This window comes from Dactylosporangium sp. NPDC048998 (assembly GCF_043197855.1).
GTDB lineage: Bacteria > Actinomycetota > Actinomycetes > Mycobacteriales > Micromonosporaceae > Dactylosporangium.
In genome coordinates this window covers 432,558-454,416 of the sequence record NZ_JBICTV010000005.1, presented here as the reverse complement: position 1 = coordinate 454,416, position 21,859 = coordinate 432,558, and the positions used below count along the sequence as shown (strand labels likewise).

23 protein-coding genes are annotated in these 21,859 nt (G+C 71.6%); 14 read left to right on the top strand and 9 right to left on the bottom strand.

What is annotated here, in order from left to right:
- The first annotated feature begins 38 nt into the window (after positions 1-38).
- The 9 genes from ACGFI8_RS15915 to ACGFI8_RS15875 all read left to right on the top strand — a co-directional run bounded on the left by ACGFI8_RS15915 (position 39) and on the right by ACGFI8_RS15875 (position 6,233).
- Positions 39-578: a SigE family RNA polymerase sigma factor gene (locus tag ACGFI8_RS15915; protein WP_392804995.1), complete on the top strand. Its 540-nt coding sequence runs from the start codon at positions 39-41 to the stop codon at positions 576-578.
- The gene (locus ACGFI8_RS15910; protein WP_392804993.1) at positions 565-1,692 is read left to right on the top strand and encodes a hypothetical protein; all 1,128 of its coding nucleotides are present in this window, start codon (positions 565-567) and stop codon (positions 1,690-1,692) included. The genes ACGFI8_RS15915 and ACGFI8_RS15910 overlap by 14 nt, the downstream gene beginning before the upstream one ends.
- On the top strand, positions 1,667-1,981 hold the full coding sequence (locus ACGFI8_RS15905; protein WP_392804991.1) for an integrase core domain-containing protein: 315 nt from the start codon (positions 1,667-1,669) through the stop codon (positions 1,979-1,981). Before ACGFI8_RS15910 ends, ACGFI8_RS15905 begins: the two co-directional genes overlap by 26 nt.
- 53 nt (positions 1,982-2,034) lie before the next feature.
- On the top strand, positions 2,035-2,490 hold the full coding sequence (locus tag ACGFI8_RS15900) for a transposase (RefSeq protein ID WP_392804989.1): 456 nt from the start codon (positions 2,035-2,037) through the stop codon (positions 2,488-2,490).
- Positions 2,490-2,666: a hypothetical protein gene (locus ACGFI8_RS15895; protein ID WP_392804986.1), complete on the top strand. Its 177-nt coding sequence runs from the start codon at positions 2,490-2,492 to the stop codon at positions 2,664-2,666. Before ACGFI8_RS15900 ends, ACGFI8_RS15895 begins: the two co-directional genes overlap by 1 nt.
- Positions 2,667-2,868: 202 nt before the next feature.
- On the top strand, positions 2,869-3,579 hold the full coding sequence (locus ACGFI8_RS15890; protein ID WP_392804983.1) for a hypothetical protein: 711 nt from the start codon (positions 2,869-2,871) through the stop codon (positions 3,577-3,579).
- A 378-nt stretch (positions 3,580-3,957) separates the two neighbouring features.
- Entirely contained in the window at positions 3,958-4,458 is a 501-nt protein-coding gene (locus ACGFI8_RS15885) for a YfbM family protein (RefSeq protein ID WP_392805402.1), read from the top strand.
- Positions 4,459-4,683: 225 nt separating this feature from the next.
- Positions 4,684-5,007: a YciI family protein gene (locus ACGFI8_RS15880; protein ID WP_392804980.1), complete on the top strand. Its 324-nt coding sequence runs from the start codon at positions 4,684-4,686 to the stop codon at positions 5,005-5,007.
- Positions 5,008-5,009: 2 nt separating this feature from the next.
- Complete coding sequence (locus tag ACGFI8_RS15875) at positions 5,010-6,233, top strand: RNA polymerase sigma factor (RefSeq protein WP_392805400.1); 1,224 nt, start codon at positions 5,010-5,012, stop codon at positions 6,231-6,233.
- Between the two features lie 73 nt (positions 6,234-6,306).
- Here ACGFI8_RS15875 and ACGFI8_RS15870 read toward each other — a convergent pair whose 3' ends face one another.
- Genes ACGFI8_RS15870 through ACGFI8_RS15845 form a run of 6 tightly spaced genes read right to left on the bottom strand, consistent with a single transcriptional unit; the run spans position 6,307 to position 11,864 of the window.
- A complete protein-coding gene (locus ACGFI8_RS15870; RefSeq protein ID WP_392804977.1) occupies positions 6,307-6,696 on the bottom strand; it encodes a hypothetical protein in 390 nt (129 codons plus the stop codon).
- Positions 6,678-7,121, bottom strand: coding sequence for a hypothetical protein (locus ACGFI8_RS15865; protein WP_392804974.1), 444 nt, complete (start codon positions 7,119-7,121; stop codon positions 6,678-6,680). Before ACGFI8_RS15865 ends, ACGFI8_RS15870 begins: the two co-directional genes overlap by 19 nt.
- Positions 7,118-8,113, bottom strand: a complete 996-nt coding sequence (locus tag ACGFI8_RS15860; protein ID WP_392804971.1) for a TIGR03842 family LLM class F420-dependent oxidoreductase — start codon at positions 8,111-8,113, stop codon at positions 7,118-7,120. Before ACGFI8_RS15860 ends, ACGFI8_RS15865 begins: the two co-directional genes overlap by 4 nt.
- A 4-nt stretch (positions 8,114-8,117) precedes the next feature.
- Entirely contained in the window at positions 8,118-9,602 is a 1,485-nt protein-coding gene (locus ACGFI8_RS15855; protein ID WP_392804969.1) for a CoA-acylating methylmalonate-semialdehyde dehydrogenase, read from the bottom strand.
- A gap of 19 nt (positions 9,603-9,621) precedes the next feature.
- Positions 9,622-11,025, bottom strand: a complete 1,404-nt coding sequence (gene hydA, locus ACGFI8_RS15850) for a dihydropyrimidinase (RefSeq protein WP_392805397.1) — start codon at positions 11,023-11,025, stop codon at positions 9,622-9,624.
- Between the two features lie 2 nt (positions 11,026-11,027).
- Complete coding sequence (locus tag ACGFI8_RS15845) at positions 11,028-11,864, bottom strand: nitrilase-related carbon-nitrogen hydrolase (protein ID WP_392804967.1); 837 nt, start codon at positions 11,862-11,864, stop codon at positions 11,028-11,030.
- Between the two features lie 153 nt (positions 11,865-12,017).
- Between ACGFI8_RS15845 and ACGFI8_RS15840 the strand changes: the two genes are divergently transcribed.
- The 3 genes from ACGFI8_RS15840 to ACGFI8_RS15830 all read left to right on the top strand — a co-directional run bounded on the left by ACGFI8_RS15840 (position 12,018) and on the right by ACGFI8_RS15830 (position 16,837).
- A complete protein-coding gene (locus ACGFI8_RS15840; protein ID WP_392804964.1) occupies positions 12,018-13,406 on the top strand; it encodes a PLP-dependent aminotransferase family protein in 1,389 nt (462 codons plus the stop codon).
- Positions 13,407-13,505: 99 nt separating this feature from the next.
- Complete coding sequence (gene pepN / locus ACGFI8_RS15835) at positions 13,506-16,043, top strand: aminopeptidase N (protein WP_392805394.1); 2,538 nt, start codon at positions 13,506-13,508, stop codon at positions 16,041-16,043.
- A 44-nt stretch (positions 16,044-16,087) separates the two neighbouring features.
- Positions 16,088-16,837, top strand: a complete 750-nt coding sequence (locus ACGFI8_RS15830) for an SGNH/GDSL hydrolase family protein (RefSeq protein ID WP_392804962.1) — start codon at positions 16,088-16,090, stop codon at positions 16,835-16,837.
- A 30-nt stretch (positions 16,838-16,867) separates the two neighbouring features.
- On the opposite strand, the gene ACGFI8_RS15825 is transcribed toward ACGFI8_RS15830, so the two are convergent.
- Together ACGFI8_RS15825 and ACGFI8_RS15820 are read right to left on the bottom strand one after the other, a co-directional pair.
- Positions 16,868-17,329 (bottom strand): hypothetical protein, encoded by a 462-nt coding sequence (locus ACGFI8_RS15825; RefSeq protein WP_392804960.1) that lies wholly within the window; start codon positions 17,327-17,329, stop codon positions 16,868-16,870.
- A gap of 144 nt (positions 17,330-17,473) precedes the next feature.
- Entirely contained in the window at positions 17,474-18,580 is a 1,107-nt protein-coding gene (locus ACGFI8_RS15820; protein ID WP_392804957.1) for an acetate/propionate family kinase, read from the bottom strand.
- 18 nt (positions 18,581-18,598) lie between these two features.
- On the opposite strand from ACGFI8_RS15820, the gene pta reads away from it, so the two are divergent.
- Both pta and ACGFI8_RS15810 read left to right on the top strand, forming a co-directional pair.
- On the top strand, positions 18,599-20,638 hold the full coding sequence (pta, locus tag ACGFI8_RS15815; RefSeq protein WP_392804954.1) for a phosphate acetyltransferase: 2,040 nt from the start codon (positions 18,599-18,601) through the stop codon (positions 20,636-20,638).
- Between the two features lie 35 nt (positions 20,639-20,673).
- Complete coding sequence (locus ACGFI8_RS15810) at positions 20,674-21,027, top strand: VOC family protein (RefSeq protein WP_392804951.1); 354 nt, start codon at positions 20,674-20,676, stop codon at positions 21,025-21,027.
- Between the two features lie 73 nt (positions 21,028-21,100).
- Here ACGFI8_RS15810 and ACGFI8_RS15805 read toward each other — a convergent pair whose 3' ends face one another.
- The gene (locus ACGFI8_RS15805; protein ID WP_392804949.1) at positions 21,101-21,826 is read right to left on the bottom strand and encodes a M23 family metallopeptidase; all 726 of its coding nucleotides are present in this window, start codon (positions 21,824-21,826) and stop codon (positions 21,101-21,103) included.
- Positions 21,827-21,859 lie beyond the last annotated feature (33 nt).

Genomic DNA, 21,859 nt, shown 5'->3' with positions numbered 1-21,859 from the left:
GGCGGCTTCCACCCGGTTGTACCGGCAGGAGGACCCGGATGACCCGAGCACCCGCACCACCCGAAGGCTTTGCCGAGTTCGTGGCCGCGCGCTCCCATGCGCTGCTGCGCGCGGCGTGGCTGCTGACCGGCGACGCCGGGCGCGCCGAGGACCTGTTGCAGACCGCGCTTGCCCGCAGTTGGCAGCACTGGAACAGGATCGCCGAGGGCGGCAATCCCGAGGGGTACGTCCGGCGGGTGCTCTACAACACGTACATGAGCTGGTGGCGGCGGCACTGGCGCGGGGAACTGCCGAGCGCGGCGCCGCCTGACCGGGCCGGCGCCGAAGACGTCGCCGCCGACTCGGCCGGCCGCGACGGGCTGCGCCGCGCGCTGGCGCGCCTGACCGTTCGCCAGCGGGCGGTGGTCGTCCTGCGCTACGTCGAGGACCGCACGGTCGCCGAGACGGCCGAGCTGCTGGGCTGCTCAGCCGGCACCGTGAAGACCCTGGCCTTCCGGGCTCTGCAGACGCTGCGCGCGGACGCCACCGTGCGATCGCTGCTCACCGACGAAGGAGTTGAGCATCATGACGCATCCTGACGGCGGCCGCGAGATCGGCCGGCTCCTCGACAGGCTGGTGCCCGAACTCGCGGCGCCGCCCGATCGGCTGCCCGCGGTCGGCCGCCGAGTGCGTCGCCGGCAGCTGCGCGCCAGCGCCCTGGCCGCAGCGTGCGTCGCCGTCGTCCTGCTCGGCGGGGCAGTCGCGATCGCCACCGCCCGTCCAGACACGAACGGGACAGCCGGTCCGCAACGGCCGGTCGCCGGCGACTGCCCGGCGATGCCGCCACAGTTCGCGTCCGCGGGGAACTCGGGCCTGCCGTCCACCGCGCCCGGCAACCTGGCGCCGTCCGGCGCGGTCCGTGCCGTCTTGTGCCGTTACAACCCGGTGCCCGAGCTGCCTCGTGGGCGCCCAGGCCCGCCGCGGCGGCTCGTCCTCACCCGCGATGTCGCTGGCCTGGTCGCCGTGCTGAACGGGCTCCCGGCCGAACCCGACATCGACCCCTGCGGCCAAATCGGCGACGGCGGCGGGTACCTCACCCTTGAGTACGGCGACGGCGCGAAGGCGACCGTCGAACTCGCCAACGCCTGCGGGTTCGTCCGGCGCGGCGCGATCACCCGCTATCAGGGCGGCGACGCGGTGGAGGCGTTCGACGCCCGGTTCACAGCGCAGGAGCTCGCGGTGGCCAGACCGGCCGACGTGCCCCCGGCCGGCTGCGTCCAGCGGCTCACCAGCGGACCAGCCGACGGCAGGTACAGCCCGGACCCGGCCTCCGACGTCTGGATCTACACCTACGGGCAGGACCACCGCTATCTGCCGGTGCCTCTCGCGGTCGTCACCGCATGCCGATACGTGCGCGGCCCCGACGGCAACTGGGACCGCACCCGCCAGGTCACCGACCGCGGCGTCGCCCGCGACACCGCAACGGCGGTGGAGGCGGCGGCGAAGACGGCCGAGGGCGAGATCCCGTACCTGAACTGTTCGTCCCCGCCGAAGACGGTGGACGTGCTGATGCTGCGCGACGTGGTCGGGGAGACCCGCGAGGTGCGGGTCACCCGCGATGCCTGCGCGGTGGTGACGTTCGGCTTCGACGGCGCCCCACCGTCCGCCGCGCTCGACAGCGTCCTCGATGGTCTGCTGGGCCGACCGAGGTAGGTCAGGGCGGGTGCCCCGGATGAACGCGGTCATGGAACGGTGGATCCAGACCTGCCGACGAGAGCTGCTGGACCGCACGTTGATCTGGAACCAGCCACATTTACTGCACGCCCTGCGCCAGTACGAGCGGCACTACAACGCGCACCGACCCCACCGCGGCATCAACAACGCCCGCCCCCTGCATCCGCTACTCGCACCGATCACCGACCCCAGCACAATCACACACCTCAACATCCGCCGACACGATCGGCTCGGCGGTCTCCTCCACGAGTACGAACACGCCGCTTGACCTGCCCGGACATGGTTTTCGGCACCCGCAGCCGCCCGTGGGAAGCTCGGCGAATGGCCATGGTGATCGATCTTGATGCGCGACCCCGTGGTGCGACACGGCGGCCCGGCCGGCGCTGGTGGGCGGCCACCCTCCTGATCGCCGTGGCGCTGGCGCTGGCGGGCGGCGCGCAGCCGGCGCTGCCGCCGGACCCGGCGACGGTGCTGCGGGGCGACGGGGTGAGCGCCGTCGCCGGCGACGAGTCCGCGATGTACGTGCCGGAAATCCTGGCGTTCCTGCACACCGGGATCACCAACGCCGGCTCCGAAGGCACCAACCGGGTCATCAAGACCGTCGCCCGCGACGCCTACGGCTTCCGTAACCCCGTTAACCAGCGACTACGAACCCGAACCGCCACCACCCGCAAAGCCGCGGGCATCTCGACCCCCGTTAATTTCGAAGAGCCGCAATACTGGCCGGGTTCGCCTATGTCGACGCCGACCTACCCGACGGCGACCGCATCCCGCTGATGCGACTGCGCTATCAACACTCAGCCCACCTCTGGGGCTTCGCGATCTACCTCGCCAGCCGCGACGGCTACCAAGACTCCGTCCTACCCAACGGCCTGCCGATCGGTACCGCCCAAGACGCCCTCGGCCTCTACCTCACCGACCTCAACCCCCGAAAAGGACCCCCGAAGGATTAACGGCGAGGACCACTTAGCGCCGCTGGCCAGGCGCGTCACGATCGCCAGCCTCGATGCGTAAGTAACGCGATGCTCGCGCTCGCACTGCTCGACGAGCGCCGCTACGCTGTGCCGGTCCTGCGTTTCTACCGCGATATGTTCGTCGATGGGAGAGTCAGACGTGTATGACACACGGGGACCTGCAACGCAACACCCAACGGGCTTGAACCGCCGCTGGCGCCAGTGGTCGGCTCGAGTCACAGCCACAGCCGCTTTCGTACTGCTTGCCGTCACCGGATTCGCGACGCCCGCACACGCGTGGAGCAGCAGCGTTTCGGCCAGCATCGCGAAGAGTTCCTGCACCCCCACCGCCACTTCGTGGTTTGGCGGCTACCCGACCATCGGGATCTTTCCCTATCCCAACCCGCAAGGAACCGTGAAGTTCTGCGTCTACAAGCTGAAGTTCGCTGACACCGACAGCACGGCCGACTACTACGGAATCGTGCTTCAGTCGAAGTGGACCTTCACCAAGGGCAGTCGCGACTACCCGGCGGCGATGAACCAGTCAGCGTACTCGAACATCGGCGCACTCAGCGCGGTCTACGACGGCACCGGGAGCTTTACCTCCAACGTCTCCTGCACCAGCCCGCTCACGATCGGACTGAACATCGGTGTGTTTTCAGCCGCGGTCACCCCAACGGTCTGTTCCGGATTCAAGGTGACAGCGGCGGGTGCCACAACCACCGGAGACTCCTGGTCCAGCCCGAAGGCCGGGGGCCTCACCACGCTCGAGACCATGTATGTGCAAAAGGTGCCGCAGGGCAAGGTGCCGCTGTTCTCGGTCAACTTCGGTATTCCGCAGTACGACGTCTGGTTCGACACGCAGTGGCACTCGACAACACACATCGTTTACCAGTACTGGAACAACTTCTAAAGCTTTTTGTTTAACCTGCCGGTCCGTCGATGTGACCCTGATTGCTCACGAGAGCAGCCCTTGTCTGATCATGGTTCTTGCTGAAGGAGACCATGACAAAGACAAGGGCTGTCGTGGTCAGTGTGCAGGATGCGGTGCCGGCTGGTGAACTGGGGAGGCTGGCGGCGTTGCGGGTATACCCGCTCATGACCCCACACGTCGCCGTACACGGGCCGTTGACCGACGATGAGGCCGCGCACTGGCTCGGCCGGATCACATCCGCCAGTTCCTGAACGTCGCCGGTTGCCGCGCCGTGCGCGGATCACGCAGACTGTGCGACCACGGCCGCCTGACGACACGGTGCGCTGTGCGATTGACGGAAGGACCGCACCTGTGGGCATGGTATTGGTCGGGCGGCGGCTATCCGCCGATGAGCTGCAGGCGGTACTGGAGGACCCGGCGAAGGTCGACGACCTGCTCTACGGCGACCTCGATGACGATCAGGCCGAGATGCCCGAACCTGAACTGGATCTGGACAAGTCCTGGCACGGCATCCATTACCTGCTGACCGGCACCGCCTGGGAAACCGGTGCGGACCCGGCCGGAGCGGCAATCCTCGGCGGCGAGGAGATCGGCGCGGATGGTGGCTACGGGCCGGCCCGGCTGCTGCGCCCCGAAGCCGTCCGCACGATTGCCGCCGCGCTGGATGGGCTGAGCATCGAGTCGCTCCGCGCCCGTTTTGACCCGCAGGCGATGACGGCCGCGGACATCTATCCAACGATCTGGATGGATGGCGCCGACGAGTTTGACAGCTACCTTGCCCCGCATTTCACCGAACTTCGCCGTTTCTACCAGACCGCCGCGGCCGGCAGGCAGGCAGTGCTGCTCGCCATCACCTGATCGCCCGCAGGCGTCGGCTGAGGCATTCTGGCGCGGGCTGCGGCTCACCGCGGGGCGGCTGTGGCGCTGCCGCCCGGCGGTCCCGCACGGCACCGCGGACCCGCTGCCCGCCTGACGCATACCAGGAAGTTCTTGAAAGAAGTGTCGGATCGGGGCAGCGGTGTTCGTAGCAGGGGTGAGCGGCAGCCCACGATGGGCGCTCCGAACCACAGGAGATGATCCGAGATGCAGTACCTGGTTTCCGTGATCGACGACACGGCCGGCCTTGCCACCCCGGACGAGATGGCGGCCATCGACGCGTTCAACGACCGGCTCCAGGCGGAGGGTCACCGGGTGTTCGCCGGTGGCCTCGCGGCGCCCGCCTCGGCCACCGTCATCGACAACCGCGGTGAGGAGCCGCTGTTCACCGACGGGCCCTTCCTGGAGTCGAAGGAGTACATCATCGGCTTCTGGATCATGGAGGCGCCCGACCTCGACGTGGCGCTCAAGCTCGCCGCCGAGGGGTCGAAGGCCTGCAACCGGAAGGTCGAGGTGCGGCCGATCCTGTGAATGTGGTCGACGTCCAGGAAGCGATCACCCACGCCCACCGCGATGAATGGGCGCGGGTGGTCGCCGCCCTGACCAGGCGTTTCGGTGACCTCGACATCGCCGAGGAGGCATCGGCCGAGGCGTTCGCAACCGCCGTCGAGCGGTGGCCGGCCGACGGCGTACCCCCCAACCCCGGTGCCTGGCTGACCACCACCGCCACCCGCAAGGCCATCGACTGGATCCGGAGGGAGAACAAGCGCGACGACAAGCACAAGCAGGCTCAGCTGGTGTACGACGACCCGCCCGAGCCTCTGGGCGCCATCGACGACGAGCGGCTCCGGCTGATCTTCACGTGCTGTCACCCGGCGCTCGCGATGCAGACCCGCGTGGCGCTGACGCTGCGCATGGTCGCCGGTCTGACCGTGCCCCAGATCGCCCGTGCCTTCCTCGTGCAGGAGACCGCCATGCAGCAGCGGATCACCCGCGCGAAGGCCAAGATCAAGGCGGCTCGGATCCCGTACCGGGTGCCGTCCGCGGAGGATCTCCCGGCACGCGTCTCCGGCGTGCTGGCCGTCCTCTTCCTCGTCTTCAACGAGGGCTACCTGGCGACCGGTCCGGACACCGACCCAGTTCGTCATGACCTGACCGCCGAGGCGATCCGCCTCACGCGCCTGATCCGTGCGCTGATGCCGGAGGATGGTGAGGTGGCCGGGCTGCTGGCGCTGATGCTGCTCACCGAGGCCCGCCGCACCGCCCGGGTCTCGGCGAGCGGCGAACTGGTCACCCTCGCCGAGCAGGACCGCGGGGCCTGGGACGCGGCGCTGGTCGCCGAGGGCCATCGGCTGGTGCGCGAGCGCCCGGCCGCCGGGGCGGCTCCGGGTCGCTACCAGATCCTGGCAGCGATCAACGCCGTGCACACCTCCGCCCGCGACGTAAGCGACACCGACTGGTCGCGGGTCGTCGCCCTCTACGACCAGCTCGTCCGCCTCGACCCCTCGCCGATCATCGCCCTCAACCGGGCCATCGCGGTCGCCGAGGTCGACGGCCCGGAGGTGGCACTGGCGGCCGTCGACCGTCTTGCCGACAAGCTGGCCGGCTATCACGCCTACCATGCGACCCGCGCCGATCTGCTGCGCCGGCTGGGCCGCGGCCAGGACACGCGCGCGGCCTACGACAAAGCCATCGAGCTGGCGGGCAACACCGCCGAGATCGCCTACCTGACACGCCGCCGCGACCAGCTGGGGTAGTGCCCCGTGCGCAGTGACATCGGCATGCCGCGGGCGGCCGCCCTCGTGGACGGCCGCCCGGTCGTGCGGTGGATCAGGCGCCGCCGGCGGTCAGGGTGACCGTCTGCGGGGCGAAGGAGCTGCCGGTGGTGTCGATGCCCGCGGCCTTCGCGGCGTCGAGGGCCTTCTGCATGTAGTCGTTGGTGTACGCCAGACCCTCGGGCTTCTTCTTCAGTACCGTGTCCCCGGTCTGGTTCCTGGTGTTCATCGAGATGTCGACCGTGCGGTTCCAGTCCGCCTCGTCGACCAGGCCGATGCCCTTGGTGGCCGGCCACACGAGCTTGTTGACCTCGTTCATCTGCCACAGCTGGTGGGTCTTGCCGAGCTTGGAGCCCTTGGCCACGACCAGGTCGCGGCACTCCTCCGGCTTGTCGCGGCAGTACGCCCAGCCCTTGATGGTGGCGGTCAGGTCCAGTCCTGCCACGCGTACGGTCCCAGCGACAGCGCGCCGCTCCACCCGGCCACCAGCGGCGCGAGCGCGACCAGCGGCACGGTCTGGGACAGCACCACGTACGGCAGCAGCCCCCGCTCGACGACCCGGAAGCGCTGCATGAGCGCGGCGAGCAGGAAGCCGATGACGACGCCGGCGGCGAAGCCGGCCGCGGTGACGCCGAGGGTGAACAGGCACGCGTCGAGGACCACGCGCCAGATCGGGCGCCCGCCGGCGAGCTCGGGCCGGGCCAGGCGCTGCAGCACGGTGTACAAATGCGGCATGGACAGATCGTCGGCGCGGGGCAGGATCCGCACCCCGAAGACGGCGGTGCCCTCGGGGTTGCCGACCGCCTTGTAGCCCTCCCAGAGAGCGACAAAGGCGGCGACCCCCGCGAGGACACCGAGGACTCGTCTCATGCGACGGCCGGGACGACATGCTCGCCGTAGGCGGCGAGCGTGGACTCCTTCGCGTCGTGCTGCAGGTACAGGGCGAACTGGTCCACGCCGAGCTCCTTGAGCTCGGCGAGGCGTTTGAGGTGGTGCTCGATCGGGCCGAGGATGCAGAAGCGGTCCACGACCTCGTCGGGGACGAAGTCGGTGTGGACGTTGCCGGCCCGGCCGTGCTGGGCGTAGTCGTAGCCCTTGCGGCCCTTGATGTAGTCGGTCAGCACCGTCGGCACAGTGCCGTCGGCGCCGTAGCGGGCCACGATGTCGGCGACGTGGTTGCCGACCATGCCGCCGAACCAGCGGGTCTGGTCGCGCTGGTGGGCCAGGTTGTCGCCGACGTACGCGGGCGCCGCGACGCAGAACTTGATCGCCGCCGGGTCGCGGCCGGCCCGCTCGGCCGCGTCCCGCACCGCCTTGATCATCCAGGCGGCGATGTCCGGGTCGGCCAGCTGCAGGATGTACCCGTCGCCGACCTCGCCGGTCAGCGCGAGCGCCTTGGGCCCGTAGGCGGCCACCCACACCTCGAGCCGGCTCTCGGGCGCCCACGCGAACCGAAGGTCGCGGTCGCGCAGGTGCACCGACCGGCCGTTGCCCAGCTCGCGGATCACCTGCACGCACTCGCGCAGCTCGGCGAGCGTGGTCGGGCGGGAGCCCAGCACGCGCACCGCCGAGTCGCCGCGCCCGATGCCGCAGACGGTGCGGTTGCCGTACATCTCGTTGAGGGTGGCGAACAGCGACGCGGTGACCGTCCAGTCGCGGGTGCCCGGGTTGGTCACCATCGGCCCGACGATCACCCGCTCGGTGTCGGCGAGGATCTTGCTGTAGATGACGAACGGCTCCTGCCACAGCACGTGGGAGTCGAACGTCCACACGTGACTGAACCCGGCCGCCTCGGCCTGCTTGGCCAGCTCGACCAAGCCCATCGCGGGCGGGTCACACTGGAGCACCACCCCTATGTCCATGACGTCACCGCACCTTCGGGAAGCCCAGGTCGACCTCGGAGGTGGCCGGGTCGGGCCAGCGCGAGGTGACGACCTTGCTGCGCGTGTAGAACTGGATGCCCTCGGGGCCGTACATGTGCAGGTCGCCGAAGAGCGAGGACTTCCAGCCGCCGAAGCTGTAGTAGGCGACCGGAACGGGCACCGGCACGTTGACGCCGACCATGCCGCAGATCACGTCGTACTGGAACTGCCGGGCGGCGCCGCCGTCGCGGGTGAAGATGGCGGTGCCGTTGCCGTACTCGTTGTCGTTGATCAGCCGCACGGCCTCGTCGTAGCTGTCCACCCGCACGACCGACAGCACCGGGCCGAAGATCTCGTCCTGGTACAGCGGGGAATCGGTGCTGACCTTGTCCACGAGCGACGCGCCGAGGAAGAACCCTGGGCCGCTGCTGACGGGTGCCTCGCGCCCGTCGACGACGACCTCGGCGGTGCCGGGGTCGGCGAGGTAGCCGGCCACCCGGTCGCGGTGCTCGCGGGTGATGAGCGGGCCCATCTCCGCGGCCGGGTCGGTGGCCGGGCCGACCGCGATCCGGCCGATCCGGTCGCTGATCGCGGCGACGAGCGGGTCGGCGACCGAGCCCACCGCGACCACCACGGAGACGGCCATGCACCGCTCCCCCGCCGAGCCGTAGCCGGCCGAGACGGCGGCGTCGGCGGCCGCGTCGACGTCGGCGTCCGGGAGTACCACCATGTGGTTCTTGGCGCCGCCGAGCGCCTGGACCCGCTTGCCGGCGCGGGTGCCGGTCTCGTAGACGGCCCGGGCGATCGGCGTGGACCCGACGAAGCTCAGCGCCTGCACGTCGGGGTGGGCGATGAGCCGCTCGACGGCCTCCCGGTCGCCCTGCACGACGTTGAACGCGCCGTCGGGCAGCCCGGCCTGGCGCAGCAGGTCGGCCAGCAGCAGCGAGACCGACGGGTCCTTCTCGCTGGGCTTGAGCACGAACGTGTTGCCGCACACGAGCGCGTTGCAGAACATCCACATGGGCACCATCGCCGGGAAGTTGAACGGCGTGATGCCGGCGACGACGCCCAGCGGCTGGCGGATGGAGTACACGTCGACGCCGGTGGAGGCCTGCTCGCTGTAGCCGCCCTTGAGCAGGTGCGGCGCGCCGGTGGCGAACTCGATGTTCTCCAGCCCGCGGGCCAGCTCGCCGCCGGCGTCGGCGACGGTCTTGCCGTGCTCGACGCTGACCAGCGACGCGATCTCCTTGCGGTTGGCGTCGACGAGCTCGCGGAAGCGGAACATCACCTCGGCGCGGCGGGACAGCGACGCCGCCCGCCAGGCCGGGAAGGCGGCGAGCGCGCTCGCGACCGCCGCGTCGGTCTCCGCGGTGGTGGCCGCGACGACGTACGCCTGCTGCTCGCCGGTTGCCGGGTCCCACACCGGCAGCTGCCTGCCGCTGGTGCCGGACACGGCCCGACCGTCGAGCCAGTGCTTGATCTCACGCATTGAATTTCCCCAGGTTTCTCTACAGCAGGTAGTCGGACAGTCCCCGGCGCAGGAACTGCCCGTGGCCCTTGCGGCCGTGGTAGGTGTCGCCGGAGACGATCACGGTCCCGCGGGAGATGACCGTGTCGACCTTGCCGGCGATCTCGTAGCCCTCCCAGGCCGAGTGGTCCATGTTCATGTGGTGCGTCTCGACGCTGATGCGGGTGCGCGCCGAGGGGTCGTACAGCACGATGTCGGCGTCCGAGCCGGGCGCGATGACGCCCTTGCGCGGGTACAGCCCGAACATCCGGGCCGGGGTGGTCGCGATCGTCTCCACCCAGCGGGCCAGCGAGAGCTTGCCGTCCACGACGCCCTGGTAGAGCAGGTCGACGCGGTGCTCGACGCTGCCGATGCCGTTGGGGATCTTGGAGAAGTCGCCGATGCCCAGCTCCTTCTGGTCCTTGAAGCAGAAGGGGCAGTGGTCGGTCGAGACCACCGACAGGTCGTTGCTGCGCAGGCCCCGCCACAGGTCGGCGCGGTGGCTCTCGTGCTTGCTGCGCAGCGGGGTCGAGCACACCCACTTGGCGCCCTCGAACCCGGGCGCGCCGAGCTGGTCCTCGAGCGTGAGGTACAGGTACTGCGGGCAGGTCTCGGCGAACACGTTGCGGCCGAGGTCGCGGGCGGCCGCGACCTGCTCGAGGGCCTTGGAGGCGGACAGGTGCACGATGTACAGCGGACAGTCGGCGGCGACGCTGGCCAGCCAGATCGCGCGGCTGGTCGCCTCGGCTTCGAGGGCCTCGGGGCGGGTGAGGCCGTGGTGGATCGGGTCGGTCTCGCCGCGCTCCAAGGCTTGCTTGACGAGCACGTCGATGGCCGGGCCGTTCTCCGCGTGCATCATGATCATGGCGCCGTTGTCCCGGGCCTTCTGCATCGCGCGCAGGATCTGGCCGTCGTCGCTGTAGAAGACGCCGGGGTACGCCATGAAGAGCTTGAAGCTGGTCACGCCCTCGTCGGCGACGAGCTGGTCCATCGCCTTGAGCGACGCGTCGTCGACGCCGCCGAGGATCTGGTGGAACGCGTAGTCGACGTGGCACTCGCCGGCCGCCTTGGCGTGCCAGGCGGCGAGGCCGTCGTGGACCACCTCCCCGGTGCGCTGGACGGCGAAGTCGATGATGGTGGTGGTGCCGCCGAACGCGGCGGCCCTCGTGCCGGTGTCGAACGTGTCGCTGGCGAAGGTACCGCCGAACGGCAGCTCCATGTGGGTGTGCGCGTCCACGCCGCCGGGGATGACGTACTTCCCGGTCGCGTCGATGACCTCGAAGTCGCCCTCGGCCGGCCCGTCGCCCGGCATGAAGATCGCGGAGATCTTCTCGCCGATGACGAGCACGTCGCCCGGGATCGCCCCCTGCGGGCCGACGACGGTCCCGCCCTTGATCAGCTTCATGGTCACGGCTGCACCAGGTCCCCGTACGCGTCCGGACGGCGGTCGCGGTAGAACTGCCACCGGTCGCGGACCGCGGCCAGCAGGTCCATGTCCAGGTCGCGGACGATCAGCTCGGGGCTGTGCGCGTCGCCGACCTCGCCGACGAACTTGCCCTCCGGGTCGACGAAGTAGCTGGTGCCGTAGAAGTCGTTGTCCCCCAGCGGCTCGATGCCGGTGCGGTTGATCGCGCCGATGAAGTACTCGTTGGCCACGGCGCTGGCCGGCTGCTCCAGCTGCCAAAGGTACGCCGACAGGCCGCGGCTGGTCGCCGACGGGTTGAACACGATCTGCGCGCCGTTGAGCCCGAGCGCGCGCCAGCCCTCCGGGAAGTGCCGGTCGTAGCAGATGTAGACGCCGACCTTGCCCACGGCGGTGTCGAAGACGGGATAGCCGAGGTTGCCGGGGCGGAAGTAGAACTTCTCCCAGAAGCCCTTCACCTGGGGGATGTGGTTCTTGCGGTATTTGCCCAGGTATTTGCCGTCCGCGTCGACGACGGCGGCGGTGTTGTACAGCACGCCGGGCTGCTCCTGCTCGTACATCGGCAGGATCATGACCATGCCCAGCTCGGCGGCCAGGGCCTGGAAGCGCTCGGTGGTGGGGCCGGGGATCGATTCGGCGTACTCGTAGTAGGCGGAGTCCTGCACCTGGCAGAAGTACGGGCCGTAGAACAGCTCCTGGAAGCAGATCACCCGGGCACCCTGGGCGGCGGCCTGTCGGGCGTAGTCCTCGTGCGCCTTGATCATCGACTCCTTGTCGCCCGTCCAGTTGGTCTGGACGATGGCGGCGCGGATGACCGTCATGGCTGCCCCTCTCTGATCGGTCCACAGTGGCCGGTTGCGGGGTTGTCCGGCGGCGGACCCACCTTGTCTTCGGGTCGGATGCCGTAGGACACTAACGACACAAATCTAGGCGGACAATGGTCCAAGCGTTACAGAATGTTTCGGAGATGTAATTTGCTCGCCCTTATCGCCGGGGCGGTCGACGACCGCAGTGCCCGGGGCATCGCCGCCGCCGTCAGCCGCCTGGTGACGGCCGGGACGCTGCCGGCCGGCACCCGCCTGCCCACCGTCCGCGATGTGGCCCGTGAGCTGGGCATCAGCCCGACGACGGTGAGCGAGGCGTGGCGCAGCCTGGCCCGGGCCGGTGCCATCCAGACCCGCGGCCGCTCGGGCACGTTCGTCGCCGGCCCGTCGGTGCCGCGGCAGCGGCTGCGGTACGCGCAGCTCGGCGGCCGGGTGAGCGAGCTGCAGGCGGGCCTGCTGCGCGACTACTCCACCGGCGTGCCGGACTACGACCTGCTGCCGAGCCTCACCGAGGCGCTCAAGCGCATCGGCGACGCCCGCCTCACCACCTCCTACCTCGACGGGGCCGTGCTGCCGCAGCTCGAGGAGGTGCTGCGGGAGCGCTGGCCGTACCCGCCGCAGCGGCTGACGGTCGTGGACGGCGCGATGGACGCCCTGGACCGGGTCACCGGGGTCGTGGTGCGCTTCGGCGACCACGTGCTCGTCGAGGACCCCGCGTTCCCGCCGACGCTCGACCTGCTGGAGACGGTCGGCGCCACGGTCGTCGGGGTGCCGATCGACGAGCACGGCATCCGCCCGGAGGCGCTCGCGTCGGCGCTGCACGGCTACGAGCCCGTCGCGCTCTTCCTGCAGCCCCGCGCCCACAACCCGACCGGCGCGAGCATGACCCAGGCCCGCGCCGACAAGCTGGCCCGCATCCTGGCCAAGCACCCCGGCGTCACGGTGATCGAGGACGACCACGCCGGCGGCATCGCCACCGCCCCGCCGGTCAGCCTGGGCCGCCGCCTGCCCGACCGGACGGTCCACGTGGTCAGCTTCTCCAAGAGCCACGGCCCCGACCTGCGCCTGGCCGCGATCGGCGGCCCGGACGCGGTGATCACGGCGGTCGCCGACCGCCGCCTGCTCGGCCCCGGCTGGTCGAGCCGCCTGCTGCAGGCCGTCCTGGTCGACCTCCTGACGGACCCGGCGACGGTACGCCAGATCGCCGGCGCCCGCGACGAGTACGCCCGCCGCCGGACCCTGCTGCTGGACGCCCTGGACGCCCGGGGCGTGACGGCCACGGGCGCCGACGGCATCAACATCTGGATGTCGGTGGCCAACCAGCAGGTCGCGATGCTGACCCTGGCCGCGCACGGCATCGCGGTGGCCCCGGGCGCCCCGTTCGAGGTGAGCCACCTGGACACCGACCATGTCCGCATCACCGCGGGCCTGATCCGCGACGACTTCGACGCGCTGGCCGACATCTTCGCCGAGGCCGCCGGCGGCGCCCTGCGCGGCAGCGGCCCGCGGACCGCCAGTCACCCCCGCGGCTGGCGCTAGTGTGAGCGGTTCGTAGCGAAGCGGAGAGGCCGCTCACCATGGGCGCAGGTTCAGCTCACGCTGCGGCCGGAGCGAAGCGGAGGCGACAGCGTGACCGGGGTGCGGAACCTGGGCCGGGGTGAGGCGGAGCGGCGCTCCCACCTCATCGACGTGCAGCACTACGACATCACGCTCGACCTGACCGGCGACGGTGACACCTTTCGTTCCACGACGCGGATCGAGTTCGCGTGCCGGGAGCCCGGGGCGGACACGTTTGCCGAGCTCGCCGCGGTGCGGATCCACGCCGCCCGGCTCAACGGGGAACCCGTGCCGGCGATCGCCGACTGGGCCCCCGAGCAGGGGCTGACGCTCACCGGGCTCGCGGAGCACAACACGCTGTTCGTCGACGCCGACTTCGCGTACACCACGATCGGGCAGGGGCTGCACCGCAGCGTCGACCCGGCCGACGGCGAGACCTACCTGTACAGCCAGTTCGAGATCGCCGACGCGCAGCGCGTGTTCGCGTGCTTCGACCAGCCCGACCTCAAGGCCGAGTTCACGTTCCACGTCGCCGCGCCGGCGCACTGGAGCGTCGTGTCCAACCTGCCCGAGCACGGCCGGGACGGGCTGACCCGGCATTTCCCGCGGTCGCCGCGGATGAGCACCTACGTCACCGCGATCTGCGCCGGGCCCTATCACGAGGTGCGCCGGGAGTACGACGGGATCGACCTCGGCCTGTTCATCCGCGCCTCGATGCGCGAGCACCTCGACGCGGACGACCTGTTCGAGGTGACCGTTCAGGGGTTCGAGTTCTTCCATCGGCAGTTCGGGGTGCGGTACCCGCTGCCGAAGTACGACCAGGTGTTCGTGATCGAGTGCAACGGCGCGGCGATGGAGAACTACGGCTGCGTGACGCTCGGCGAGGAGTACTTCATCTTCCGCGGCGGTCCTTCCTCAGCCACCGGCTTCGAGTACGAGAAGCGCGCCAACCACATGCAGCACGAGCTGGCGCACATGTGGTTCGGCAACCTCGTCACCATGCGCTGGTGGGACGACATCTGGCTGAAGGAGGCGTTCGCGGAGTGGGCGTCGCACTGGTGCAACGCCTCGAACACGCGGTTCACCGACGCCTGGACGACATTCCTGACGATCCGCAAGAACCGGGCGTACCGGCAGGACCAGCTCTCCTCGACGCACCCGGTGTACGCGCCGGCGCCCGACGTCGCCGCGGCGGAGGCGAACTTCGACGGCATCACGTACGCCAAGGGCGCCTCCGTCATCAAGCTCCTCGTCGCCCTCGTGGGGCTGGAGGCGTTCCTGGCGGGACTGCGGCTGTACTTCGAGCGGCACGCGTTCGGCAACGCCTCGTTCGACGACCTGCTGCGGGCGCTGGAGGACAGCTCCGGCCGGCCGCTGGGCGACTTCGCGGCGCAGTGGCTGCGCACCAGCGAGGTCAACACCCTGCGCCCGGTCGTCTCGCTCGCCCCCGACGGCACCTACGCCGGGGTGGCCATCGAACAGACGGCGCCGCCGGCGCACCCGACGCTGCGCACCCACCGCCTCGCCGTCGGCCTCTACGGCGCCGACGGCCGCCGCCGCGAGCGGGTCGAGCTGACCGTGACGGGCGCACACACGCCGGTGCCCGAGCTCACCGGCGCCCCGGCCGCCGCCCTGCTGCTGGTCAACGACGACGACCTGACCTACGCCAAGATCCGCCTCGACGACCGCTCCGCCGCGTTCGTCCTCGATGGACTGTCCAGCCTGGATTCGTCGCTGGCGCGCGGGCTGTGCTGGGCGGCCGCCTGGGACATGACCCGCGACGCCGAGCTGCCGGCGCGCGACTACGTGCGGCTGGTCTGCCGGGCGATGCCCGCCGAGACCGACGTCAACCTGCTCACCGGCGCGCTGGTGCCGACCTCCCCCGCCCCGGCCAAGGCGGGCCAGGCCCAGATCGCCCTGGACCACTACGCCGACCCGGCCTGGGCCCCGGCCGGGCGCCGCGAGCTGGCCGCGACCGCGCTCGCCGCGCTCGACGGGCCGACCGGCGAGGTGCTGGCATGGGCCCGCGCGTTCGTGTCGGTGGCCCGCGGGCCCGACGAACTCGCGGTGCTGCGCGGCTGGCTCGCCGGCCGCGGCGTCCCGCGGGGCCTGGCCGTGGACGTGGACCTGCGCTGGACGATCCTGCAGGCGCTCGTGGCCGAGGGCGCGGCCGGCCCCGCCGACGTCGAGGCGGAGCTGGACCGCGACCGCACCGCCGGCGGGGAGCGCGCCGCCGCGACCGCCCGGGCGCTGGTGCCCACCGAGGCGTCGAAGGCGCTGACGTGGCGCCGGCTGACCGGGGAGTCCCTGCCGGCCGGGCTGCAGCGCGCGCTGCTGTTCGGGTTCCACCATCCGTCGCAGGTGGCGCTGACCTCGAAGTACCACTGGGAATATCTCGACGCGGCGGACTCCGTGTGGGCGGGGCAGGATCTCGGCCGCGCCACCGAGTTCGCCGTGTACGGGTACGCCTCGCTGCTCGTCGACCCGGCCGCGGTCGCCGCCGCCGACGCGTGGCTGGCGGAGCCGGGCCATCCGGAGCCGCTGCGCCGGCTGGTGCGTGACGGCCGCGACAACCAGGCGCGGGCCCTGGCCGCCCGGGCGGCCGATAAGGGAGCCTGACAGGGCGCGGGCCGGCACCGACGACGGGGACGAGAGGGCAGAGCATGCGATACGTGGCGATCGGTGACAGTTTCACCGAGGGGATGGGTGACGAGCGTCCGGACGGCTCGCCACGCGGCTGGGCCGACCTGGTGGCGGCGGGCCTGACCGCGGCGAACGGCGGCGCGGTACGGTACGCGAACCTCGCCATCCGCGGCCGGCTGCTCGAGCCGATCGTGACCGAGCAGCTCGACGTGGCCCTGGCCATGTCGCCGGCCCCGACCCTGATCTCGCTCAACGGCGGCGGCAACGACATGATGCGCCGCGGCGCCGACCTGAACCACCTGCTGGAGCTGACCGAGCGGGCGGTGCTGCGCTGCGGCGCCGCGGGCGTGCGGCTGATGGTGCTCAGCGGCGCGGACCCGTCGGACCACCTGCCGTTCGGCCGGGTCCTGCGCCGCCGCGGCGAGCTGCTCACCGAGGCGGTCAAGGACCTGACGGCGCGGCACGACATCCTGTTCGTCAACGTCTTCGGCGACGCCGAGATCCGCCGCGCCCCGTACTGGTCCGCCGACCGGCTGCACCTCAACGGCACCGGCCACCGGCGGGTCGCCGGGCTCGTGCTGGGCGCCCTGGGCCTGCCCGCCACCGACCACCGCGCCGACGCCGCGCCGGCTCCGGCCCGCCGCCTGCTGGCCGAGGCCCGCTACTACCGCGAGCACGTCCTGCCGTGGGTCAACCGCCGCCTCCGCGGCCGGTCATCGGGCGACGCACGCACGGCCAAGTACCCGGACTGGACCGCCGCCCCCGCGTAGTTTGGCCGTTCGCGCGGGGTTTCCATGGACCTATTCGTGCTCGGCGCCGAAGTACATGTCCGCGTCGAGGTCGGCCAGGAGACCCGGCTGCTCGGGCTGCCAGCCCAGCCGCTTGCGGGTCAGCTCGCTCAATGCCGGGCCGTCCAGCGCCGCGAACGCGCCGATCCAGCCGAAGTGCGCGGCCGCCTCGCCGGCGGGGACGCTCGCGACCGGCACGCCGAGGTGGCGGCCGATGGCGGCGGCGATGTCCCGGAACGGCACGCCCTCGTCGTCGACCCCGTGCAGCCGTACGCCCGACGGTGCCTGCTCCAGCGCGAGCCGGAACAGCCGCGCCGCGTCGAGGCGGTGCACGGCCGGCCAGCGGTTGGCGCCGTCGCCGACGTACGCCGACACGCCCTTGTCCCGCGCGACGCCGATGAGGGTGGGTACGAACCCGTGCCGGTCGCCGGGGCCGTGCACGGACGGCGGGAGGCGCACGACCGACGCTGCCACGTCGCGCTCGGCCAGGGCGAGGGCCGCCTCCTCGGCCGCGGTGCGGTGGGTGCCGGGCGCGGGGCCGTCCTCCGGCGAGCTGGTGGCCGCGTTCCGCCGGGCCGCGCGCGCCTGCCTCGCCGGCCCCGCCTGACCCGCGCGCCGTCAGCCGCGGATCAGAGCGGCGGTCTGCTCGGCGATCGAGTGCTCCTCGTCGGTGGGCACCACGCAGACCGCGACCCGCGCCCCGTCCGGGCTGACGATGCGCTCGTTGGCCGCGTTGCGGGCCTCGTCGACCTCGATGCCCCACGCCTGCAGGCCGGCCAGCGACGCCGCCCGGACGGCGGGCGCGTGCTCGCCGACGCCGGCGGTGAACACGACCGCGTCGAGGCGGCCCAGGACGGCGTGGTAGGCCCCGACGTACTTGCGGATGCGGTGGCAGTACACGTCGAACGCCAGCGCCGCGTCCTCGTCGCCGGCGGCGCGGCGCTCCAGCACGGTGCGCATGTCGTTGACCCCGGCCAGGCCGAGCAGGCCGGCGTGGCGCAGCAGCACGTCGTCGACGGCGGCGAAGTCCATCCCGGCGACCCGGTTGAGGTAGGAGCCGGCGGCCGGGTCGATGTCGCCGGAGCGGGTGCCCATGACCAGGCCCTCCAGCGGCGTGAGGCCCATCGACGTGTCGACGCTGCGCCCGCCGCGCACGGCGGTGGCGCTGGCGCCGTTGCCCAGGTGCAGCACGATGAGGTTCAGCTCCTCCAGCGGCCGCCCCAGCAGGGTCGCGGTGCGGCCGGCGACATAGGCGCACGAGGTGCCGTGGAAACCGAATCTGCGGATGTCGTACCGCCGGGCGAGGTCGCGGTCGATCGCGTACGTGGCGGCGGCCGGGGGCAGGGTCGCGTGGAACGCGGTGTCGAACACGGCCACGTGCGGCACCGACGGCAGCTTCTCCCGGGCCGCCTCGATGCCGATGATGCCGCCCGGGTTGTGCAGCGGGGCGAGAGGGATGAGCTCGCGCAGCGCGGCGAGCACGGCGTCGTCGACGAGAGCGGGGCGCTCGAAGCGCGACCCGCCGTGCACGATGCGGTGCCCGACCGCCTCGATCGGGATGGCGCCGAGCCCGTCGAGCACCTGCTCCATGGCGGCGGCGTGGTCCGGCACGCCGCCCGGCTCGCCGATCTTCTCGACCAGGCCGCGCTCGCCGGCGGTGGGGTCGTCGAGATCCACGACACGGAACTTCACCGAGGACGAGCCGCTGTTGAGCACCAGGATCATGCCAGGCAGACTACTGCGGTGGCCCGCATCGTGTACCTCGTCGAGCACGGACCGGACTCCGGCAAGTCGGCCGTGGCCCTCGGACTCGCCGAGCTGTTGTCCCGCAAGGTCCCCCGCATCGGCGTTTTCCGGCCCGTCGCCCCGGCGTCGGACGACGTTCTGCTGAATCTGCTGCGCCTGCGGTACGACATCGGGGATGATCGTCTGTTCGGCGTGACCTTCGCGGAGGCGTCGGCGATGCTCGCCGCCGGGCGGTCCGAGGAGCTCGTGGGGCAGATCGTCGAGCGGTTCCGGCCCGTGGCGCAGCAGCACGACGCCGTCGTCGTCATCGGCACCGACATCGACGACGACCTGGCGTTCAACGTCCGGCTCGCCAACGAGTTCGGCGCCGTGGTCGTGTCGGTCGTCAACGGCTCCGGCGCGGACGCGGCCACGCTGGACTCCGAGGCCCGGCAGGCCTATCATGCGCTGGCCGACCTGGACGCGACGGTCGCGGCCGTGGTCCTCAACAAGACCCCGGCGGTCCTACCCCCACCCGCGCTGCCGGTCGCCTGCTACGTGATCCCCGACGTGCCCACCATCGGCGCGCCCACGGTCGGCGAGGTCGCCGCCCAGCTCGGGGCGAGCGTGGTCACCGCCGGCCGCGGCGACAAGGACGCGGCGCTGGGCCGCGACGTGCTCGACTACGTCGTCGGCGCCGCCCAGGTGCCCGCGCTGCTGACGCACCTGACCCCGAACTGCCTGCTCATCACCCCCGGCGACCGCGCCGACCTGCTGGTCGCGGCGGGCGCCGCGCACGCGTCGGGCCTGGTGCCGCTGGCCGGGATCGTGCTGACGCTGGGCATCGCGCCCGACCCGGCGGCGCTGGAGCTCTTCGAGCGGCTCAACCCGGGCCTGGCGGTGCTGTCGGTGCCGAGGGCCAGCTACGACACGATCGCCGCCTCGACCCGGGTGGAGCACCGGCTCAGCGCGGCCAACCCGCGCAAGGTCGAGGCCGCCCTCGGCGCCTTCGAGTCCAATGTGGACACGGCGGGCCTGGCCGACGTGCTGGAGCTGACCGCCTCGGCGCGGGTGACGCCGCTGATGTTCGAGTACGACCTCATCGACCGCGCCCGGGCGGACAAGCGGCATCTGGTGCTGCCCGAGGGTACCGAGGAAAGAATCCTCCGCGCCGCGGACATCCTGCTGCGCCGGGGCGTGGCCGGCCTGACCCTGCTCGGCGACCCGGCCGTGATCCGGGCCCGGGCCCGCGACCTGGGCCTGGACGTCGGCGCCGCGCGGCTGATCGACCCGGTCACCAGCCCGCTGCGCGAGGAGTTCGCCCACGTCTACCGGGACCTGCGCGCCCACAGGGGCGTCACGCTCGACCTGGCCCGCGACGTGGTGCGCGACGTGTCGTACTTCGGCACGCTCATGGTGCAGCTGGGCCACGCCGACGGCATGGTCTCCGGCGCCACCCACACCACGGCCGCCACCATCCGCCCCGCCTTCGAGATCATCAAGACCGTCCCGGGCCTCAGCGTCGCCTCCAGCGTCTTCTTCATGCTGCTGCCCGACCGGGTCCTCGTCTACGGCGACTGCGCCGTCAACCCCGACCCCGACGCCGCACAGCTGGCCGACATCGCGCTGTCATCGGCCGACACCGCCGCCCGCTTCGGCGTCACGCCGCGCGTGGCGATGCTGTCGTACTCCACCGGCACCTCCGGCGCCGGCGCCGACGTCACCAAGGTCGCCGAGGCCACCGCGATCGTGCGCGAGCGCCGCCCCGACTTGCCGGTGGAGGGCCCGATCCAGTACGACGCGGCGATCGACCCGGCCGTGGCCGCCACCAAGCTGCCCGGCAGCCCGGTCGCCGGCCAGGCAACGGTGTTCGTGTTCCCGGACCTGAACACCGGTAACAACACGTACAAGGCGGTGCAGCGCTCGGCGGGCGCGGTCGCGGTCGGCCCGGTCATGCAGGGCCTGCGCAAGCCGGTGAACGACCTGTCGCGCGGCGCGACGGTGAAGGACATCGTGAACACCGTCGCCATCACCGCGATCCAGGCGCAAGGTTCCTAGCGTTTCTTGTCGTACCCCAGGGGCACGATGGAGGCATGATTGCGAGACTCTCCACCGTCGTGCTGGACACGCCGGACCCGCACACCCTGGCGCGCTTCTACGCGGAGCTGCTCGGCCTGCAGATCACGAAGGTCGAGAGCGACTGGATCGACGTCGGCGACGAGTCCGGCCGGGTCGTCAGCTTCCAGCTGGCGCCCAACCACATTCCGCCACAGTGGCCGGACCCGAATTATCCGCAGCAGCTGCACCTGGACATCTGGGTCGACGACATCGACGCGGCCGAGGCGAAGGCCCTGCGGATGGGCGCGCAGCTGCTGGCGACGACGGAGGCCGGCTTTCGCGTCTACAGCGACCCCGCCGGCCACCCCTTCTGCCTTGAGCACGATTGACCCGGCCGCCCCGGCCTCGGCAGCGCGCGCCTTACGCCCGGCCCGTGGCGCCGGCCGGTCCCGCGGGTGCCGGTCACCGGTCGACCGTGGCCTTCTCGGGGCAGCCGTGCTGCTGCTGCCAGGCGTCGAGCTCGGCGACCGGGGACTTCTCCTTGCCGGCCTTCCAGGCGTCCAGGTAGGACCACGGCCAGATGACCCCGCGCCGCGTCCACCAGTCGCCCGTCTTCTGGCACGCCGGGGAGAGCCCGAAGTGAATGTGGCAGGCGCTCGCGTCCCCGGTCCTGCCGACCTTGGCCACCGGCTGCCCGGCCGCCACCGTCGCGCCCGCCTCGATACCGTCGTTGATCGAGGAGAAGTGCGACATGTAGTACCGCGCGCCGTCGGCCCCGAGGATCGACACCGACAGCCCGCCGCGGGTGGCCCCGTCGTTGACCTTCGCGGTCCACGTGTCGGCCCGCGTCACCTCGAGCACCGTGCCGTCGACCGGCGACAGCGCGTTGAGGCCGCAGTTGGCGATGATGTCGGTGGCCGGGTAGTCGTGGTGGTCGTGCGAGTAGGAGCCCTTGCCCTGTAGGGGAAAGACGCGCTTGGTCGTGTCGCCGGCGGGCGCGGCGCTGGTGTTGTTCGCCCCGACCCCGCTGCCGGATGCCGCTGGGTCGCCGCCGCCGACCTGCCGCCCCTGCGACTCGTGGGCGACGGGCGCCTGACCGCCGGCGGGTGCGGGGTCGCCGCCGCAGCCACCCGCGCCGAGGACGGCCAGCAGCGCGACCCCGGCAAGACTCATACGCAGCGCAGACATCGCCCGCCACCCTACGCGCCGCGCCGCCGCGCC

Coding starts and splice junctions, on each gene's coding strand:
- ACGFI8_RS15915 (WP_392804995.1), top strand. CDS start 39: ATGACCCGAGCACCCGCACCACCCGAAGGCTTTGCCGAGTTCGTGGCC.
- ACGFI8_RS15910 (WP_392804993.1), top strand. CDS start 565: ATGACGCATCCTGACGGCGGCCGCGAGATCGGCCGGCTCCTCGACAGG.
- ACGFI8_RS15905 (WP_392804991.1), top strand. CDS start 1,667: ATGGTCTGCTGGGCCGACCGAGGTAGGTCAGGGCGGGTGCCCCGGATG.
- ACGFI8_RS15900 (WP_392804989.1), top strand. CDS start 2,035: ATGGCCATGGTGATCGATCTTGATGCGCGACCCCGTGGTGCGACACGG.
- ACGFI8_RS15895 (WP_392804986.1), top strand. CDS start 2,490: ATGCGACTGCGCTATCAACACTCAGCCCACCTCTGGGGCTTCGCGATC.
- ACGFI8_RS15885 (WP_392805402.1), top strand. CDS start 3,958: ATGGTATTGGTCGGGCGGCGGCTATCCGCCGATGAGCTGCAGGCGGTA.
- ACGFI8_RS15880 (WP_392804980.1), top strand. CDS start 4,684: ATGCAGTACCTGGTTTCCGTGATCGACGACACGGCCGGCCTTGCCACC.
- ACGFI8_RS15865 (WP_392804974.1), bottom strand. CDS start 7,121: ATGAGACGAGTCCTCGGTGTCCTCGCGGGGGTCGCCGCCTTTGTCGCT.
- ACGFI8_RS15860 (WP_392804971.1), bottom strand. CDS start 8,113: ATGGACATAGGGGTGGTGCTCCAGTGTGACCCGCCCGCGATGGGCTTG.
- ACGFI8_RS15855 (WP_392804969.1), bottom strand. CDS start 9,602: ATGCGTGAGATCAAGCACTGGCTCGACGGTCGGGCCGTGTCCGGCACC.
- hydA (WP_392805397.1), bottom strand. CDS start 11,025: ATGAAGCTGATCAAGGGCGGGACCGTCGTCGGCCCGCAGGGGGCGATC.
- ACGFI8_RS15845 (WP_392804967.1), bottom strand. CDS start 11,864: ATGACGGTCATCCGCGCCGCCATCGTCCAGACCAACTGGACGGGCGAC.
- ACGFI8_RS15830 (WP_392804962.1), top strand. CDS start 16,088: ATGCGATACGTGGCGATCGGTGACAGTTTCACCGAGGGGATGGGTGAC.
- ACGFI8_RS15820 (WP_392804957.1), bottom strand. CDS start 18,580: ATGATCCTGGTGCTCAACAGCGGCTCGTCCTCGGTGAAGTTCCGTGTC.
- ACGFI8_RS15810 (WP_392804951.1), top strand. CDS start 20,674: ATGATTGCGAGACTCTCCACCGTCGTGCTGGACACGCCGGACCCGCAC.
- ACGFI8_RS15805 (WP_392804949.1), bottom strand. CDS start 21,826: ATGTCTGCGCTGCGTATGAGTCTTGCCGGGGTCGCGCTGCTGGCCGTC.